16 protein-coding genes are annotated in these 19,134 nt (G+C 37.7%); all 16 read left to right on the forward strand.

The window, feature by feature from the left end:
• Positions 1-129: 129 nt before the first annotated feature.
• Positions 130-1,677: an ABC transporter ATP-binding protein gene (locus tag PVA17_RS00690; protein ID WP_274066614.1), complete on the forward strand. Its 1,548-nt coding sequence runs from the start codon at positions 130-132 to the stop codon at positions 1,675-1,677.
• Complete coding sequence (locus PVA17_RS00695; protein ID WP_274066615.1) at positions 1,677-2,723, forward strand: ABC transporter permease; 1,047 nt, start codon at positions 1,677-1,679, stop codon at positions 2,721-2,723. The genes PVA17_RS00690 and PVA17_RS00695 overlap by 1 nt, the downstream gene beginning before the upstream one ends.
• A 1-nt stretch (position 2,724) precedes the next feature.
• A complete protein-coding gene (locus PVA17_RS00700) occupies positions 2,725-3,690 on the forward strand; it encodes an ABC transporter permease (RefSeq protein WP_274066616.1) in 966 nt (321 codons plus the stop codon).
• A 246-nt stretch (positions 3,691-3,936) separates the two neighbouring features.
• Positions 3,937-5,208 (forward strand): EF-P 5-aminopentanol modification-associated protein YfmF, encoded by a 1,272-nt coding sequence (gene yfmF, locus PVA17_RS00705; protein WP_132357379.1) that lies wholly within the window; start codon positions 3,937-3,939, stop codon positions 5,206-5,208.
• A complete protein-coding gene (gene yfmH, locus PVA17_RS00710) occupies positions 5,205-6,506 on the forward strand; it encodes an EF-P 5-aminopentanol modification-associated protein YfmH (RefSeq protein WP_274066617.1) in 1,302 nt (433 codons plus the stop codon). Before yfmF ends, yfmH begins: the two co-directional genes overlap by 4 nt.
• Positions 6,503-7,231, forward strand: a complete 729-nt coding sequence (gene ymfI, locus PVA17_RS00715) for an elongation factor P 5-aminopentanone reductase (protein ID WP_132357377.1) — start codon at positions 6,503-6,505, stop codon at positions 7,229-7,231. Before yfmH ends, ymfI begins: the two co-directional genes overlap by 4 nt.
• 44 nt (positions 7,232-7,275) lie before the next feature.
• Positions 7,276-7,533 (forward strand): DUF3243 domain-containing protein, encoded by a 258-nt coding sequence (locus tag PVA17_RS00720; protein WP_132357376.1) that lies wholly within the window; start codon positions 7,276-7,278, stop codon positions 7,531-7,533.
• Positions 7,534-7,759: 226 nt separating this feature from the next.
• On the forward strand, positions 7,760-8,548 hold the full coding sequence (locus PVA17_RS00725) for a DUF3388 domain-containing protein (protein ID WP_132357874.1): 789 nt from the start codon (positions 7,760-7,762) through the stop codon (positions 8,546-8,548).
• A 16-nt stretch (positions 8,549-8,564) separates the two neighbouring features.
• Entirely contained in the window at positions 8,565-9,485 is a 921-nt protein-coding gene (locus PVA17_RS00730; protein ID WP_274066618.1) for a helix-turn-helix domain-containing protein, read from the forward strand.
• 50 nt (positions 9,486-9,535) lie between these two features.
• Positions 9,536-10,114 carry a CDP-diacylglycerol--glycerol-3-phosphate 3-phosphatidyltransferase gene (pgsA, locus tag PVA17_RS00735; protein ID WP_274066619.1) on the forward strand — a complete coding sequence of 193 codons (579 nt, stop codon included), beginning with the start codon at positions 9,536-9,538 and terminating at the stop codon, positions 10,112-10,114.
• Positions 10,115-10,131: 17 nt separating this feature from the next.
• Positions 10,132-11,388, forward strand: a complete 1,257-nt coding sequence (locus PVA17_RS00740) for a competence/damage-inducible protein A (protein WP_274066620.1) — start codon at positions 10,132-10,134, stop codon at positions 11,386-11,388.
• Between the two features lie 388 nt (positions 11,389-11,776).
• Positions 11,777-12,841 (forward strand): recombinase RecA, encoded by a 1,065-nt coding sequence (gene recA / locus PVA17_RS00745; protein ID WP_132357372.1) that lies wholly within the window; start codon positions 11,777-11,779, stop codon positions 12,839-12,841.
• Between the two features lie 489 nt (positions 12,842-13,330).
• Positions 13,331-14,890: a ribonuclease Y gene (gene rny, locus PVA17_RS00750; protein WP_132357371.1), complete on the forward strand. Its 1,560-nt coding sequence runs from the start codon at positions 13,331-13,333 to the stop codon at positions 14,888-14,890.
• Between the two features lie 300 nt (positions 14,891-15,190).
• On the forward strand, positions 15,191-15,955 hold the full coding sequence (locus PVA17_RS00755) for a tyrosine-protein phosphatase (protein WP_132357370.1): 765 nt from the start codon (positions 15,191-15,193) through the stop codon (positions 15,953-15,955).
• A 216-nt stretch (positions 15,956-16,171) separates the two neighbouring features.
• Entirely contained in the window at positions 16,172-17,878 is a 1,707-nt protein-coding gene (locus PVA17_RS00760; protein ID WP_274066621.1) for a phospho-sugar mutase, read from the forward strand.
• Positions 17,879-18,028: 150 nt separating this feature from the next.
• The gene (locus tag PVA17_RS00765; RefSeq protein ID WP_274066622.1) at positions 18,029-19,012 is read left to right on the forward strand and encodes an ATP-grasp domain-containing protein; all 984 of its coding nucleotides are present in this window, start codon (positions 18,029-18,031) and stop codon (positions 19,010-19,012) included.
• Positions 19,013-19,134 lie beyond the last annotated feature (122 nt).

The following is a 19,134-nucleotide window of genomic DNA, read 5'->3' on the forward strand; positions in this document are numbered from 1 at the left end:
GTTAACAAAGCGTCAGTAATGTTTTATGTAGCGAAAGCAGAGTGACAGCTACAAAATGTTTTCTGTGGCGACTGCCACAATTACGCCAAGGCGAAATTGATAAAAGTGCCTATTAAGGGAGTGACGAAATTGGAATACGTGATTGAGATGCTAGGAATCCGAAAAGAATTCGGTAATTTCGTAGCGAATAATAACATCACCCTCCAACTGAAAAAAGGCGAAATTCATGCATTACTAGGTGAAAATGGTGCAGGTAAATCGACTTTAATGAACGTCCTTTTTGGTTTGTATCAACCAGAGGGTGGCGAAATTCGTGTTCGTGGGAAAGCTGTTAAAATTACAAATCCAAATGTGGCCAATGATCTAGGGATTGGTATGGTGCATCAGCACTTTATGTTGGTTGAAAATTTTACAGTAACAGAGAATATTATTTTAGGCTCTGAACCTGTAAAAATGGGTGTTATTAACATTAAAGATGCGGCAAAGAAAGTACAGGCACTTTCTGAGAAATATGGTTTAGATGTTGATCCATATGCCAAAATCGAGGATATTACTGTAGGGATGCAACAGCGTGTTGAAATTTTAAAAACACTATACCGCGGTGCAGAAATTTTAATCTTTGACGAACCTACGGCATCTTTAACACCACAGGAAATTACAGAGCTCATTCAAATAATGCGCCGCTTAATTGCAGAGGGCAAATCCATTATTTTAATTACTCATAAGCTAAAAGAAATTATGGAAGTTTCTGACCGTGTGACGATTATCCGAAAAGGGGAAGGGATTGGGACAGTTATAACTGCTGAAACAAATCCTAACCAATTAGCTGAAATGATGGTTGGACGCCAAGTTGAATTTAAAACAGAAAAAACAGAAGCAAAACCAACTGATGAAGTACTTACAATCGAAAACCTGGTTGTTACAGACTATCGTAATATCGATAAAGTAAAAGGTTTGAACTTAAACGTACGTAAAGGTGAAATTGTTGGTATTGCGGGTATCGATGGTAACGGACAATCTGAGTTAATCGAGGCTATAACGGGTTTACGTAAAATTAAAAGTGGTAACGTTAGATTAAATGGCAAAGATATAACAAATATGAAGCCTCGTAAAATTACGGAGGAAGGCGTTGGGCATATCCCACAAGATCGCCATAAGCATGGTTTAGTGTTAGATTTCCCAATAGGTCATAATATCGCACTACAAACATATTATCAATCTCCAATCGCTAAGGGCTTTGTCATGGACTACAAGAAAGTGTCTGAAAAAGCACGCCAAATCATTGAAGAATATGATGTGCGTACAGGTAATGGTGAAATGACGCCAGCACGTGCCCTTTCAGGCGGTAACCAGCAAAAAGCGATTATAGGTCGTGAAATTGATCGTAATCCAGATTTATTGATTGCTGCTTTACCAACACGTGGTCTTGACGTAGGGGCAATTGAATTTATTCACGCTCGCCTTATTGAGCAACGTGACAAAGGAAAAGCCGTACTGTTAATTTCATTTGAATTAGATGAGGTTATGAATGTTTCGGATCGTATTGCTGTTATTTATGACGGTCAAATTGTGGATGAGTTAAATCCAAAAGAAACGACTGAACAAGAGCTGGGCCTATTAATGGCAGGACAAAGTAATAAAAATAACATGAATGATGCGAAGGAGGGGCACGACTAATGTCAAATCGTGTCATTAATATACTCGTTCCTATCATCTCTATCATTATCGGTTTAATTGTTGGAGCTATCGTAATGGTAGTTAGCGGTTATGACCCAGTACAAGGTTATAGCGCCCTTTGGACAGGTATTTTTGGAGATTCATATTCAATTGGGAACACAATTCGTCAAATAACACCGTACATATTGGCGGGTCTTGCGGTAGCATTTGCCTTCCGCACAGGTTTATTTAACATCGGTGTAGAAGGTCAGTTAATTTTAGGTTGGTTAGCAGCAGCTTGGGTAGGATATGCGTTTGATCTACCTAAAGTCATTCACTTACCATTAGCATTACTTGCAGCCGCAGCTGCAGGTGCATTTTGGGCCTTTATTGCAGGTTTCTTAAAAGCGAAATTTAAAGTTCACGAAGTTATTGCGACAATTATGTTAAACTACACTGCGCTTTATATTGCAAATGCAGTTATTAAAAACTTGTCTGACGGTGGCTTTAAAACAGAACGCGTTCATGTATCAGCTTCATTACGTTCTCCGTTTTTAAGAGAGCTTACAGACAATTCAAGTCTTCACTATGGCATCATTGTTGCACTATTAATGGTAATGGTTATGTGGTTCATTTTAGAAAAAACAACACGCGGTTATGAGCTAAAAGCGGTAGGCTTTAACAAGCATGCGGCAGACTATGCTGGTATGAGCGTCAATAAAAACATTATTTTAGCTATGACAATTTCAGGTATGTTCGCTGGTCTTGCTGGTGCTATGGAGGCACTAGGTACTTTCGGAAACGCCTCTATTAAACCAGGCTTTACAGGTATAGGTTTCGATGGGATCGCCGTGGCCTTACTTGGTGCTAACACGCCACTTGGGGTTGTATTCGGGGCTTCATTATTCGGCTCACTGAAATACGGAGCGCTAAATATGCCGAATGCTGCAGGTATTCCAGAGGAAATCGTGTCTATTATTATCGCGTTAATTATTTTCTTCGTGGCATCAGGCTATATTATTCGAGTAGCATTACAAAAGTTGAGTAAGAAAAAGGAGGGACAATAACATGGGCTTTTTAGAAATGTTATATTTCATCATCCCTTCGGCGATTCTTTATGCAACACCGTTAATTTTTACGGCAATCGGTGGTGTATTCTCTGAACGTTCTGGTGTAGTAAACATCGGATTAGAAGGTTTAATGATTGTTGGTGCATTTGTTGGTATTTATGTCAATTTAGAATATGCTTCAACATTCGGTTCAGCAACAATTTGGATGGCAATGCTGGCGGCTTTCATTATTGGGGGAATTTTTTCACTTCTTCATGCAGTTGCGTCTATTTCCTTCCGTGCCGATCAAACCGTATCGGGGGTTGCTATCAACTTATTAGGTTTAGCAGTATCCGTATTCTTGGTGAAAATGATTTATGATAAAGGTCAAACAGATATGATTGACCAAACCTATGCAATAAATCGTTTCGCTATCCCTTATTTAGAGGACATACCGTTCTTTGGTCCATTATTATTCCAAAATGTCTACAGTACATCGATATTAGCTTTTGCTGTAGCTATTGGGGCATGGTTTATTATTTATAAAACACCATTTGGCTTACGTTTACGCGCTGTTGGTGAACATCCAATGGCTGCAGATACGATGGGTGTAAAAGTAAATAGAATGCGTTACATTGCTGTTGTCATCTCTGGGGCATTAGGTGGTCTTGGTGGTGCAGTATACGCGCAATCGATTGCAGGCAATTTCTCGCATGCAACAATTGCTGGTCAAGGCTTTATGGCTATTGCTGCAATGATTTTTGGGAAATGGCATCCAATCGGTGCATTAGGTGCAGCTTTATTCTTTGGAGTAGCACAAACATTAAGTGTTGCAGGAAGTGGAATGCCTTACATTCAAGATATTCCTGCTGTTTACTTACAAATTTTACCATATGTCTTAACGATTTTTGCATTAGCAGGATTTATCGGTAAAGCAAATGCACCAAAAGCTAGTGGTCAACCTTATATTAAAGGGAAACGCTAATAACAAACGATGAAAGACTGGGCGAAAATGCTCAGTCTTTTTCCTTGTACATATTTCAAGTGTTTGGGAAAATAATGGTTGGTGGTTGATCTTTATTTACTTGCATGTACAGGTTCCTCAACAACCAAATGTAATTTCACACATTTCATATACATACTTTGGATTCTTTTTGCAATTATAGACAATAGACATGTATAGTATGTGTAGTACTTTGTTATATTAAGAAAGATAAGGAGGGTTCTATATATGTTTAAAACAATACCTTTTGCAAAAGGTGTCAATTTGCATATCCGACAAACGACCCAATTTAAAACCGTAAATTTTTCAATTAAATGGAGAAAAGCATTAACGGCGACAAATGCGTCTGAACGTACAGTATTAACAAATGTTTTGCAACACAGTAATGCGAAATATCAGACAACAGCTGCATTCCGAAGTTTCCTGGATGACTTGTATGGCACAGTGTTATATTTCGACACTTCTAAACGTGGTAATGAACATACAGTATTGATGAATGTAGAAGCTGTTAATGATCATTATTTGGCAAATACTAGTGTTTTAAATGAGGTACTCGATTTATTGCATACAGCAATATTTGAACCGAATTTAGAAAATGGTATATTTAAGGAATCAATTGTGGAACGTGAAAAGAAAACAGTCATTCAGCGTATTGAGTCCATTTTTGACGATAAGTCTCGTTATGCGCAGCAACGCATTCAACAAATTTTACGTCCAAATGAACCGGCCTCTATTTCTGCGAATGGAACTATCGAGGATATTCAAAAAATTACCCCTACATCATTGTTTGAAGCATATCAATCCATGCTTGCTAACGATAAAATAGACATTTATGTCGCGGGTGATATTAATGAAGAAGAAATCGTAGCGAAGCTCAAAGAAGCGCTACCATTTAATGATCGTACACCTGAAGAAATTCCTGCTGTACTTCCACAACAGCATCCACAAAATGATTATGTACGTGAACAACAAGAAATGAAGCAAGGAAAGATGCATATTGGCTTTAGTACACCAGTACGATTTGGTGACGCTGATTTTGCCAAAATGCAAATCTTTAACGGGGTATTTGGTGGCTACCCTCACGCCAAATTATTTATGAATGTTCGTGAAAAGGAAAGTTTAGCCTACTATGCGTCTAGCTCATATGCATCACATTATGGCTTAGTCTTTGTTGTATCTGGGATTGAACCAAAGAATGAGGAAAAAGCGTTATCACTAATTAAGGAACAACTTGCTGTTATGCAAGCGGGCGATATTACAGATTTAGAAATAGAGCAAACAAAGGCCATGCTAACGAATCAGCTAAAAGAAGCATTGGATTCTGCTCGAGGACAAATAGAAATTTTTGACCAATATAAAGATTTACCCGAAGAGTTCTCTGTTGAGACCTGGGCAAATAAATGGCAAGCTGTGACAAAGCCAGATATAGTTGAAATGGCGAAGCAAGTACAGCTAGAAGCGGTCTATTTCTTAAGTGGGAAGGAGCAAGCCGCTCAATGAAAACAATTGAATTCAAACAATTAGATGAAACATTGTATTATGAAAAACTAGAAAATGGCTTAGATGTCTATATATTACCGAAAAAAGGTTTTTCTAAAACTTTTGTAACGTTCACCACAAAATATGGTTCTGTTGACCGTACTTTTGTGCCAATTGGTGGAACTGAAAGCATTACAGTACCAGATGGCATTGCCCATTTCTTAGAGCATAAAATGTTTGAAAAAGAAGATGGAGATGTCTTCCAAAAATTTAGTGAATTCGGCGCTTCAGCCAATGCGTTTACATCATTTACACGTACTGCGTATTTATTTTCTTCAACTAACAATATTTATAACAGCACAGAAACATTATTAAATTTTGTTCAAGAGCCCTACTTTACAGAAGCAACTGTTAATAAGGAAAAGGGCATAATTGGTCAGGAAATTACGATGTACGACGATCAGCCGGATTGGCGCTTATATTTTGGCACAATCGAAAATATGTATCATAATCATCCAGTAAAAATTGATATCGCTGGTACAATTGAGTCAATTGATGGTATTACTGCGGACCATTTATATACGTGCTACAATACATTTTATCACCCGTCCAATATGTTATTGTTTGTCATTGGTGCAGTAGATCCTAATGAAATGATGACGTTTATTCGTGACAATCAAGACAAAAAAGAATTCCCTGAACCAACACCAATTCAACGCTTTTTTGATCAAGAGCCGACAGAAGTTGCTATTAAAGAACGTGAGTTGCGTATGGATGTACAAAAACCTAAAGTCTATATTGGCTTAAAAGCAAAAGAAACAAATCTTTCTGGGCGTGACATGTTAAAACATGAGCTGTCTGTTCAAATTGCACTTGAACTTATTTTTGGACGTACATCTAAATTTTATGAGAGCGTTTATGATAACGGATTAATTGATGAAACATATGCATTTGATTTCACGTTAGAAAAAGGCTTTGGATTTGCAATGATTGGCTCAGATTCTACAGACCCTGTTGCATTAGAGAAAGCTATTAAGGAAGAATTAGCAAAGTATGATGGGGATGCCCATTTTGAAAGTACCGATTTAGAACGAGTAAAACGTAAAAAAATAGGTTTCTTCCTACGTGCACTGAACTCTATTGAATTTATCGCCAACCAATTTACACGTTATTCGTTTAATGATATGAATTTGTTCGACGTTGTGCCTGTACTAGAAGAACTAACGATTGAAGATTTGAAAAAAGCGTTTTCTTCAGTTCAAGGTGAATCTCAACAAACTGTCTTTAAAATTTTACCTACTGAGAAGGGCGTACAGTGAAAAAGTTTGCGCTCGTTTTAGGGGCATCGGGTGAGATTGGCCGTGCTATTTGTCGAAGTCTGGCAGAAGACGGTTGGTCCATCTACATACACTTTTCAAACAATGAAAAAGCAGCACAGGCTCTATACTGCTCCCTTTCAGAAAGTTTCCCTGCACAGGAGTTTATGCTTGTACAGGGAGATTTTTTGAAAGCGTCCGGGGCACAATTGCTAGCATCTCAAATTTTTAATGTGCAAGCGATTGTCTTTGCAAATGGTCAAGCACATTATTCGCTACTGGAAGATACTACGGTGGAGGATATGGAGGCATTATGGCGTGTCCATGTACAAAATCCAATGCGTCTTACGGCATTGCTGTCATCAAAGCTACGCGCTCATGATGTCAGCTATGTGCTTTTTATTGGTTCAATTTGGGGAGAGGCTGGATCAGCTGGTGAAGCACTTTATGCCACTGTGAAAGGCGCCCAACATGCTTTTGTGAAGTCATATGCGAAAGAAGCCGCACTGTCGCATATTCGTGTTAATGCCATTGCACCTGGTTTTATTAATACCTCGATGAACAGTCATTTAAGCGAAGAGGAGCTTGACTATATTTTAGAGGATATTCCACTAGGTATAACTGGGCAAACAACGGATGTTGCTGAAATGGTACGTTTTTATCTTTCTGGAAAAGCAGATTATGTAACGGGGCAAGTTATTAGATTAAACGGTGGCTGGTACATATAATGCTCTTTTTTGCACATACTACATGTGTAAAGGAGGAGGAACATATGACTATTTTAGAAAACTGGCAAAAATGGACATCGTTTTTAGGTCAAAATGTTATGCGAGCAGAATCAAGCGGTATGCCATCGCAAATGATTCAACAAGCTGCTGTACAAATTGGAGAATATTTGGCGACAAATGTCGATCCTAAAAACGAACAAGAGCGAGTGCTGTCGGATTTATGGGGCGTTGCCTCTGAAGAGGAAAAACACGCACTGGCGAATTGTGTCGTTAAACTTGTACAAAATAAACATGTACAGTAAAAAAAGAGGAGAGCGATCTCCTCTTTTTTCTATATATAAAAGCAATTTTTACATAGAAAAGGGAACGTATGTAAGCCTATTTCGTACGTTCAAAAAAAAAATAGTAAGTTTTTAAAAATAACCCCATAATTCCATGTATTCTAACTTTCCATTACATAAAAAATCAGCTATGATGGAACTTATAAAGGATTTTTTACGTTAACTAATAGGAAGGGAACGAGTGTGTTTGAGCGATTGGTACTTTGAATATGAAATTCAGGTGAATCGCCCTGGATTATTAGGAGATATTGCTTCACTTTTAGGGATGCTTCGTGTCAATATTATTTCAATAAATGGTGTCGATGAGGATCGACGTGGTATGTTAGTGCATACAGACAACGATGAGACAATTGAGCGTTTTCGTACAATTGTTTCGACAATGGAACATATTAACGTTACCAAATTTCGACAACCTAAGCTCCGTGATCGTTTAGCCATTAGGCACGGTCATTATATTCCTCGAGATGCAGATGAAAAAAATACCTTCCGCTTCGTACGAGATGAACTTGGTATTTTAGTTGACTTTATGGCTGAACTTTTTAAAAAAGACGGGCATAAGCTTATTGGGATACGTGGAATGCCTCGTGTTGGAAAGACTGAATCAATTGTAGCAGCAAGTGTATGTGCCAATAAAAAATGGATTTTTTTATCGTCTACAATGATTAAGCAGACTGTTCGCAATAAACTTGCTGGTGATGAATTCAGTAACAATAATATTTTTATATTAGATGGCATTGTGACACGTCAATCATCTGATGAGCGACATTTGCAACTAGTGCGTGAAATGATGAGTATGCCTTCCATTAAGGTCATAGAGCATCCAGACATGTTTGTTCAGCATTCAGAATATAAGATAGAGGATTTTGATTATATCATTGAATTGCGTCATCACCCAGATGAAGAAATTACGTATGAAATAATGGAAAAAAGCCAAATGATGTCCGAATCTAATTCATTTGGTGGATTTAATTTTTAATTTGAAATTAAAGTAGGTGTTATTAGTGGCAGAATTAGGGACTCGACTGAAAGAGGCGAGACTGTCTAAAGGCTACAGCTTAGACGATTTACAAGAAATAACGAAAATTCAAAAGCGTTACTTAATAGGTATTGAAGAAGGAAATTATTCGATTATGCCTGGTTCGTTTTATGTACGAGCTTTTATTAAACAATATGCTGACGCTGTTGGTTTGGATGCAGAGGAGCTTTTAGAAACTTATAAAAGCGAGCTACCAGGTACTCCAAACAATCAAGTAAGTCAATCGATGACGAGTAGTCCAAGTAGAAGAAAAGTTTCGAAAGGTCCTTCTACTAAAATGATGGAAGCAATGCCGAAAATAACCGTTGGTTTATTTATCATTGTCATTATTGTGGTAATTTGGGTGCTAATGCAGTCTAAAAATAAAGCAGTGCCAGATGGTGCTGTAGACGATACGCCATCAGAAATAGAATATGATACAAAAGTAAAACCAATAGATACAGAAAAAGATAAAGAGCATAAAAAAGCTCAAACAAATAACAAAGAAGACTCAGCAGATTCAAAAGATTCAACACAGGAAACACCTGATGAAAAGCAAACTGAAGAGGTTAAGCAATCGATTTCAGCTGGGACTATTGAAGCGGATGGTGCAACAACTTCTTATACGTTAACAGGTACGGATGCATTTAAAATACGTATTGAAGTATCAGGTCCTACATTTATCGGTATTCGTAACCAACAGCAACAAGAATTACTATCAGATACTCGTGTATATAATGCAGGAGAAGTAGTAGAATTCGACGCAACATCTCAAAATTACGCCCGTATTCGCTTAGGTAATTCAGCGCAAGCTAAAGTATACATTAATGACGAGCCTTTAACGTATGCACAGCAAATTGTAACGCAAAACATCGTCATCAATTTCAATAAAGAATAGTAGTCATCTAGTGATGACTACTTTCTTTCATCATGAAAGGTGTTAGAAAAATGAACATTCCAAATAAAATTACCATCTCTCGAATTTTACTTATTCCGTTCTTTGTCATTGTTATGATGTTTGATTTTGGCTGGGGAACAATGTCACTATTCGGTGCGACGATGCCTGTTCATCATTTTGTAGGTGCACTTATTTTTATTATTGCTTCAACGACTGATTGGGTGGATGGTTATTATGCACGTAAATACAATCTTGTGACAACATTTGGGAAATTTTTAGACCCACTTGCTGACAAGTTGCTAGTTTCAGCGGCTTTTATTTTAATGGTAGAGCTTGGTATGGCGTCTGCATGGATAATAATCATTATTATTAGTCGTGAGTTTGCAGTTACTGGCCTGCGTTTAATATTGGCTGGTGAAGGAGAAGTTGTTGCGGCCAACCAGCTTGGCAAAATTAAAACATGGGCTCAAATTGTGGCCATCGGTGCAGCACTTTTACACAATACAATTTTTACACTTATCGGTCTTCCATTCGATAAAATTATGCTATATATTGCATTGTTCTTTACGCTATGGTCTGGATGGGATTATTTCTATCTAAATCGACGTGCCTTACTTGAGTCTAAATAAGAGAGGTCTTGAGGGTCATGAATGCTGAAATTCTTGCAGTTGGCTCAGAGTTATTGCTTGGTCAAATTTCGAACACAAATGCAAGATTTATTTCTAGTCAGTTGTCCGAGTTGGGAATAAATGTGTATTATCACACTGTTGTTGGAGATAATGCACAACGTTTGGAAGAAGCTATTTCCATTGCAGAGACTCGTGCTGATTTAATCATTTTCTCGGGTGGGCTTGGGCCTACAAAGGATGATTTAACAAAGGAAACGATTGCGCGTCATCTTGACGTTTCTCTAGAATTTGATGATATCGCACTGGCTAGTATTGAGCAGTTTTTTGCACAACGAGGACGTCCAATGACGGATAATAATCGTAAGCAGGCTTTAATACTAGCGGGTAGTGAGGTACTTGCAAACCATCACGGTATGGCACCTGGCATGATATTAACTAAGGATGAACGTACGTATATTTTACTGCCGGGGCCACCTAAAGAGCTTGAGCCAATGTTCCAGTTTGAAGCAAAGCCAAAGCTTGGTGCGATGTTAAACGCTGGAGGGGTAATTACATCGCATGTTATGCGTTTTTATGGAATTGGAGAGGCGGAGCTTGAGGTTCGTGTCCAACATATTTTAGATGCGCAAACAAATCCAACTGTTGCTCCACTTGCTTCTGACGGCGAGGTTACATTGCGTGTAACTGCTAAAGCAGAAACGGAGCAAGAAGCGCAGCATCTTATTGCCGCAAAGGTAACAGAGATTCAAGCGCTTGTTGGGAACTATCAATACGGTATAGATGACGATTCTCTTGCCTCTAAAACAGTAGAAATGTTACTAGACAATCAGTTAACAATTTCTGCAGCAGAAAGTTTAACAGCAGGATTATTTCAGTCAGAACTTGCTGAAATACCAGGTGTAGGGGATGCCCTTGTTGGTGGCGTTGTTACGTATACGGAAGAGGCTAAAATTAAGCAACTCGGTATTTCAAAGGAATTTTTAACTACACATGGGATTGTAAGCAGTGAATGTGCGGCGGCTATGGCTAGTGCTGTACGTAAAAAGTTTGATACGGATATTGGTATTGGATTAACAGGTGCGGCGGGTCCTACAGCCCATGATCATCAACCAGCGGGGACGGTTTGGATTGGTATTGCCATTGGTGATGAAAAACCAATAACGTATTTACTTCATTTATCAGGTATGCGGAATACAAATCGACTGCGCGCGGCGAAATTTACTTGTCATTATTTAATGCAACTTTTGGAAGAAAGAGGCTTTAAAAAACGTTAATCAATTTGCCTTGGCATAATATAGGTTCATCACCAAAAGTTGCGGATAATTTTTGTTAAAACGTCTATTATGAAAATAAGTTGATTGGAGTGGAGGCTGGGCGCCCCCAGGAAGCTGTGCGAAAGCGAAGCGGCAGCAACAAATGTTTTCTGTAGCAAAAGCGAAGCGGCAGCTACAAAGCGCCCAGCCGGAACGGAAATCAACCACACGTTTTGGTGATGGTCCATAATATAGTTGAAAATAGAAATTTGGGTAATGGAAAGTTACCCAAATTTTTATTTTGAAGAAAAAACGAATAAATGTTCGCTTTTTTCTTGCGTCTTCTCTTAAAAACAAGTATAGTAGAGATAGAGAAAAACAGTGAACAGTTTTCAAAGGAGGAAAATGAATGAGTGATCGTAAAGCTGCCTTAGAACAGGCGTTAAAACAAATTGAAAAGAATTTTGGTAAAGGTTCTATCATGAAACTTGGCGAAAAGACCGATTTAGAAATCGCTACATCTTCAAGTGGTTCGCTAGCACTTGATGCTGCATTAGGTGTTGGTGGATATCCACGTGGACGTATTATTGAAGTATATGGCCCGGAATCATCAGGTAAAACAACAGTTGCTCTTCATGCCATTGCAGAAGTGCAGGCAAATGGTGGACAAGCAGCATTTATTGATGCTGAGCATGCACTAGATCCAATTTACGCACAAAAATTGGGCGTCAATATTGATGAACTTCTATTATCTCAACCAGATACAGGAGAACAGGCGCTTGAAATCGCAGAAGCATTAGTGCGTAGTGGTGCTATCGATATCATCGTTATTGACTCCGTAGCAGCATTAGTTCCGAAAGCAGAAATCGAAGGAGATATGGGTGATTCGCATGTTGGTTTACAAGCCCGTTTAATGTCTCAGGCCTTACGTAAGCTTTCAGGTGCTATCAATAAATCAAAAACGATTGCTATTTTCATTAACCAAGTGCGTGAAAAAATTGGTGTTATGTTCGGAAACCCAGAAACAACACCTGGTGGACGTGCGCTTAAATTCTACAGCTCAGTACGTTTAGAGGTTCGTCGTGCGGAAGCTATTAAACAAGGCAATGACATTATGGGTAACCGTACAAAAATTAAAATTGTGAAAAACAAAGTAGCACCACCATTCCGTACAGCTGAAGTTGATATTATGTACGGTGAAGGGATTTCAAAAGAGGGCGAAACAGTTGATTTAGGTGTTGAACTAGACATCGTTCAAAAAAGCGGTTCTTGGTATGCTTACGGTGATGAGCGCCTAGGTCAAGGTCGTGAAAATGCTAAACAATATTTAAAAGAAAATCCAGCAGTACTAGACGACATCGCAAATAAAATCCGTGCTTCTTACGGAATTGCATCTTCATCATACACAATTGCTGCGCATGATGAAGAGGAAGATATGGATGAGGAATTAAAGCTTCTTCTTGAAGATGAATAATATACATGCATTGTTCCCACTCTTTATAGTGAGAGCAATGCATTTTTTTATTTACACATACTGGAGAATAACGGTTTTGTTGTTAGGTAATCCATATATTCTTCGAAAGTTGTGAATGACATTTTTGAAAAATAATTCCTATGTACTACTTCTACGGCATTCATGATAAAAGATAAAATAAGCGTTAGTGTAAAAAGTATTAGGTAATTAATTCTCCTAATGGATATGACTTACTTTTTTTCTTACGAGGGCGAACAGATGCCCTACTATCCTTGACAGAGCTTAAGGCTAGCTATACAATTAAAAATGTATAATTTCTGAATTATGACTTTAAATAGGCAGTACATTCTGACTTCATTAATAATGGCTTTTGAAGATCTATTAAATGAAGATGAAAACTTTGGCAGATGTCTATGATTATGCCAAGGCAAAATTGATGTATGCGCCGACTGAAACTGTAATACCCAAATAGCAAGAGGAGGTGTTCATATGGATGGAATTACTATCATCTCCGCTTTGCTTGGACTCATCGTTGGTGCCGCTGTTAGCTATATCTACATGAAAAAAGTGAATGACTCAAAAATCACTGGTGCTAAACATGTCGCTGAAACAATCGTTGAAGAAGGAAAACGAGAAGCGGAGGCATTGAAGAAAGAAGCACTACTTGAAGCCAAAGATGAAACTCACAAATTTCGTACTGAAGCAGAAAATGACATTCGTGAACGTCGTTCAGAACTTCAGAAACAAGAGAACCGTTTATTGCAAAGAGAAGAGAATCTTGATCGCAAAGATGATGCTCTAAATAAGAGAGAAGCAGGTTTAGAGCGTAAAGAACAAGCTCTAAGCGAAAGACAACAGCATATTGAACAGATGGAAAGCAAAGTGGACGAGCTCGTTGCCTCGCAAAAATCAGAGCTAGAGCGAATTTCTGCTTTAACTAGAGATGAAGCAAAAGCTATTATCTTAGGAGAAGTAGAAAAAGAGCTAACAACTGATATTGCTGTGATGACGAAGGAAGCTGAGACACGTGCGAAGGAAGAATCAGATAAAAAAGCACGTGAAATTTTATCACTGGCATTGCAACGTTTTGCAGCCGATCATGTTGCTGAAACAACAGTATCTGTCGTGAACTTGCCAAATGATGAAATGAAAGGTCGTATTATTGGTCGTGAAGGTCGTAACATCCGAACTTTGGAAACGTTAACAGGTATAGATTTAATAATTGATGATACTCCAGAGGCGGTTATTTTATCAGGCTTTGATCCGATTCGTCGTGAAACGGCTCGACTTGCACTTGAAAAACTTGTACAGGATGGCCGCATTCACCCTGCTCGAATTGAGGAAATGGTGGAAAAATCTCGTCGTGAAGTGGATGAACAAATCCGCGAAACAGGTGAGCAGACAACATTTGAAATTGGCATTCATAATTTACATCCAGATTTAATGAAGATTTTAGGCCGCATGAAATATCGTACAAGTTATGGACAAAACGTCCTAAAACATTCCATTGAGGTCGCATATTTAGCAGGCTTACTCGCTGCTGAACTTGGTGAGGATGTAGCATTAGCTCGCCGCGCAGGCTTATTACATGATATTGGTAAGGCAATTGACCATGAAGTTGAAGGTAGCCATGTCGAAATCGGTGTGGAATTGGCCACAAAATACAAGGAACATCCGGTCGTTATAAACAGTATTGCTTCCCACCATGGTGATACAGAAGCAACATCTGTCATCGCGGTATTAGTGGCTGCAGCTGATGCACTATCAGCAGCTCGTCCAGGTGCTCGAAGTGAGACGCTTGAAAACTATATCCGCAGACTTGAAAAGTTAGAGGAAATTTCTGAAAGCTATGATGGCGTAGAAAAATCCTTTGCGATTCAGGCTGGTCGTGAAATCCGTATAATTGTACAACCTGAAAAAATTGATGACTTAGCTTCACATCGCTTAGCGAGAGATATCCGTAAGCGAATTGAAGAAGAACTTGATTATCCAGGTCATATTAAAGTAACGGTTATTCGTGAAACACGTGCCGTGGAATATGCGAAATAAAATCATTAATAGATTTTAGAATAGAATTTTCGAGTCGATATGCTAGGTAGGTATTTGCACCACATAATTACAGGAAAACTGTCGCGAATTGCGGGCTCGAAATATTTTAAAACTTTAGCAATAATAAGTTATTTTCGTGAAAAGATAGGCAACTACTTGTTCGGTTTCGAACAAAGAGTTGCCTATTTTTATTGGCTCTTTAAATTATCCAATAACCAGTTCTTTAATAGTCTTCATAATATTTATAGATTTAGCATAATAAAGTATTGGACCTTTTTCTAATTAGGAAGGAGGATATTGATGGTTGATATGCATAGTCATATTTTATGGAACGTGGATGATGGGCCAAAAACGATGGCGGATACTATGCGATTGTTTGAACAAGCGGTAAAAGAAGGAGTTAAAAAAATAATAGCCACTCCCCATTGCTATCACCCACAATATCATGCAAATTATAGCACAGTGAGAAATCAAATCCACTTATTACAATCTGAACTCATAAAAAAAAATATTCCTCTAACACTTTTTACCGGGCATGAAGTACGATTATCAGAAAAAATCATTCCACTTTATAAAACAAATCAAATCCACACATTAGCATGCTCTAGTTATATGTTGTTAGAATTACCATCCTATACTGTACCTGCTTATACAATAAAAATTATTCGTGCATTACTGTCTGAAGGAATTACCCCGATTATTGCGCATCCAGAACGAAATAAAGCCATTGTTGAAAGACCTGTTTACTTAGAACGATTAATTTGCGAAGGAGCAAAAGCACAAATAACTGCTGGTAGCTTAGCTGGTTATTTTGGTCGCACAATACAAAAGCGCTCACTTGAGCTAGTAAGGGCTAATTTAGTTCATACGTATGGATCGGATGTTCACAATCTATCATCTCGACCATTTTTTTTTGATGCAGGGCTTTGTTATTTAGAAAAGAAAAAAGAGTTAGATGCCATTGATGTATTGCTAGAAAATAATGTTAGGATAATTAAAAACCAGCCTTTTGTTATACAAGAACCTTGTAAAATCGAAGTGAAGAAATGGTGGAAGATTTTTTAGGATTAAGCAAAGGACTGGTACTTATCTTGAGAAATATAAGGGAAAAATACGGAAAGCTTTAATGTCAGTATTGAAATGATTGACGGTAAATAAAGATTACTATGTTCAGATTGGTGCTGTCGACACCATTTGGAGCTAGGAATCCATGCGACAACTGTAAACTTCTCTGTAGATTTACATGCCATTGGAATTATTGAATGAACAGAAGGTGTCATATTGAGTATAGTAGAAGATCGTTACAGGCAATGGATTGAGGAAGCTGTTCCTTTTTATTTAAAAGAAGAACTATTAGCCATTGTAAATGATGCAACACAAATTGAAGATCGATTTTACCAATACCTACAATTTGGTACAGCAGGTATGCGTGGTGTGTTAGGGGCAGGTACAAATCGAATGAATATCTATACAATTCGCAGAGCTTCATACGGCCTAGCGAAGTATATCACAGAAAACGGGGAAATAGCCAAACAGCGTGGTGTTGTCATTGCCTATGATACAAGGCATTTCTCAAAGGATTTTGCTATTGAAACAGCTCAAGTTCTGGGGGCATTTGGGGTGAAAGTATTCGTATTTCGCGATGCACGCCCAACACCTGAATTATCTTTTGCGGTAAGGTATTTAAATGCTTTTGCAGGTGTGGTCATTACCGCTAGCCACAATCCAAAACAATATAATGGTTTTAAAGTTTATGGGGAGGACGGGGCGCAACTGACGCCATCTGCCATTCAAACTATCGTTGAAAAATTCGATGATATCCAAAATATTTTTGACATTCCAACAACATCATGGCACACATTAGAGCAGCATCGAACTGTAGAATGGCTGTTACTTAATATTGACCAAGCATATCAAGAAAAATTACTCGGTTTAAAACAACGTACCAATATCGACTTCACGATACCAATTGTATACTCACCTCTTCATGGTGCAGGGCTAATATCGGTACAACAAGGTTTACAAGCATTTGGTTTTACGAATGTCCATATTGTAGAACAGCAATCTGTACAAGATGGAGATTTTCCAACGGTTCCTTATCCAAATCCAGAGGAAGCAGCAGCCTTTACGTATGCAATACAAAAAGGGTATGAAACAGGTGCACAAATACTATTAGCAACCGACCCGGATGCCGATCGATTAGGTGTGGCAGTAATAACAGAGGGTGGTTATCAATTATTAACAGGTAATCAGCTAGGTGCACTTATCTTACAGTATTTGCTTGAAGCGAAAAAAGAAAAAAATGAGCTACCTGAAAACGGCGTATTACTCAAAACGATTGTTACCTCTGAACTTGGTGCAGTAATTGCTCAACAATACGGAGTTGAAACTGTGAACACACTGACAGGTTTTAAATATATTGCAGAAAAGATTGCTGAGTATGACCAATCAAAGGAAAAAACATATCTATTTGGTTATGAAGAAAGTTATGGCTATTTGGTCCAAAGCTTTGTGCGAGATAAAGATGCGGTCCAAGTTGCATTGGTAGTAGCCGAGATGGCGGCTTACTACACAACAAAACAACAAACGTTACTAGATGTTTTAGACAGTTTATTTAATCAATATGGCTATTATGAAGAAGTATTACAGTCCACAACATTTGAAGGCATTACAGGTCAGAAGGAAATGCAAGTGTTATTACAATACTTTAGAGAAAATAGAATATATGAAATTGCTGATCACAAGGTACTTGTAGTAGAAGATTACTTAACTAACCAAGCCATTTATCTAGATGGCTCCATTACAAAACTTAATTTACCGAAAGAAAATGTCTTGAAGTTCATATTAGAAGATCAATCATGGATAGCGATTCGCCCTTCAGGAACAGAGCCAAAATGTAAGTTTTACTTTGGTACAGTAGCTAAAACAAAGGAACAAGCACAACAAAAGCTAAAACAATTACAAGTATGCTTTATGACAAACAAGTAAAGAAAGTCAAAAAAGCAATCATCCCAGCAGCGGGTATTCGTTTTTGGTTTGATTCACTATCTGTACTTTTAACAAAAGAATATTTAGATCCAAAGATATTAATATGCCTTTGTTTATAGGGCAAGATGAACCTAAAAGGAGAAATGGCGGATGAATATTCTTATTAGCTGTCCCGGAAGAAGAGTAGAAATGTTAGAAGTATTTAATCGTGAGTTTGCGAAATTTAATATGGGGATAATAGCTACTGGAAATTCAAATATACTACCAGCCCTATATTCGGTGGAAAATTCCTATATAGTACCATCACTAGAAGCTGATAATTATGTTGAAGAACTTTTGGAAATTTGTAGAGAGAATGATGTTAAAGCAATTCTAACTATGTTAGATAAAGATATAATGGTTCTCTCTAAAAATATTGATAAATTTATAGAAATTGGGGTTATCCCATTCTTACCTAATCGATGTGCTGCCGAGATTTGTGATAACAAGTATTTAACGTATGAATTTTTGGCAACAAATGGGATTCGTTGTGCAAAGACATACAATGATTTAGAAACTTTTGAAGATGATTATAGGAAAAATATAATCTCGTTCCCTGTAATCGTCAAACCAAATAGCGCTGATGGTAGTAGAGGAGTTATTGCATGCACTAATATGAAAGAAATAGAAAAGAGTTTTCAGAGTGGGCATAAAAATATAATACAGGAGTTTTTAAATGGTACTGAGTATGATATAGATGCATATATTGATATTTATTCACAAAAAATGGTATCGATATTTGCAAAGGAAAAACTCTCAATGACTATAGGTGGTGCTGATAAAGTCATTTCTTATAAGGATCAAAAATTATTTGACCTTATTGAAGAATTAGTTAATAAACTCAATATGACTGGTCCAATTGATGTAGATGTGTTCAAGGTTAATGGGGAATATTATATAGGGGAAATCAATCCTAGATTTGGTGCGAACTATATATGCGCTTACGGGTGCGGTGTAAACTTCCTTGAATTATTAATAAACAATATAAATGGTAAAACGAATGTAAAGGATATTGGCAACTACAGTGATGGTATTTTAATGATGAAATATGAAAGGATTATGTTTAAAGCACCAAACCAAATAATAGGTGTTTAGAATTTACAGAGTGGGAGCACATATTTTTTCGCGTAAACTTATCCATGCTTATGTCCTTTATTTTGGATTTGGATGATTTACTACCATCCAACCATTATAAAGGCTTTTTTATGTCTAGATAT

Origin of the sequence: Lysinibacillus sp. CNPSo 3705, from assembly GCF_028674935.1 — a bacterium.
In the GTDB taxonomy this organism is placed as follows: Bacteria; Bacillota; Bacilli; order Bacillales_A; family Planococcaceae; genus Lysinibacillus.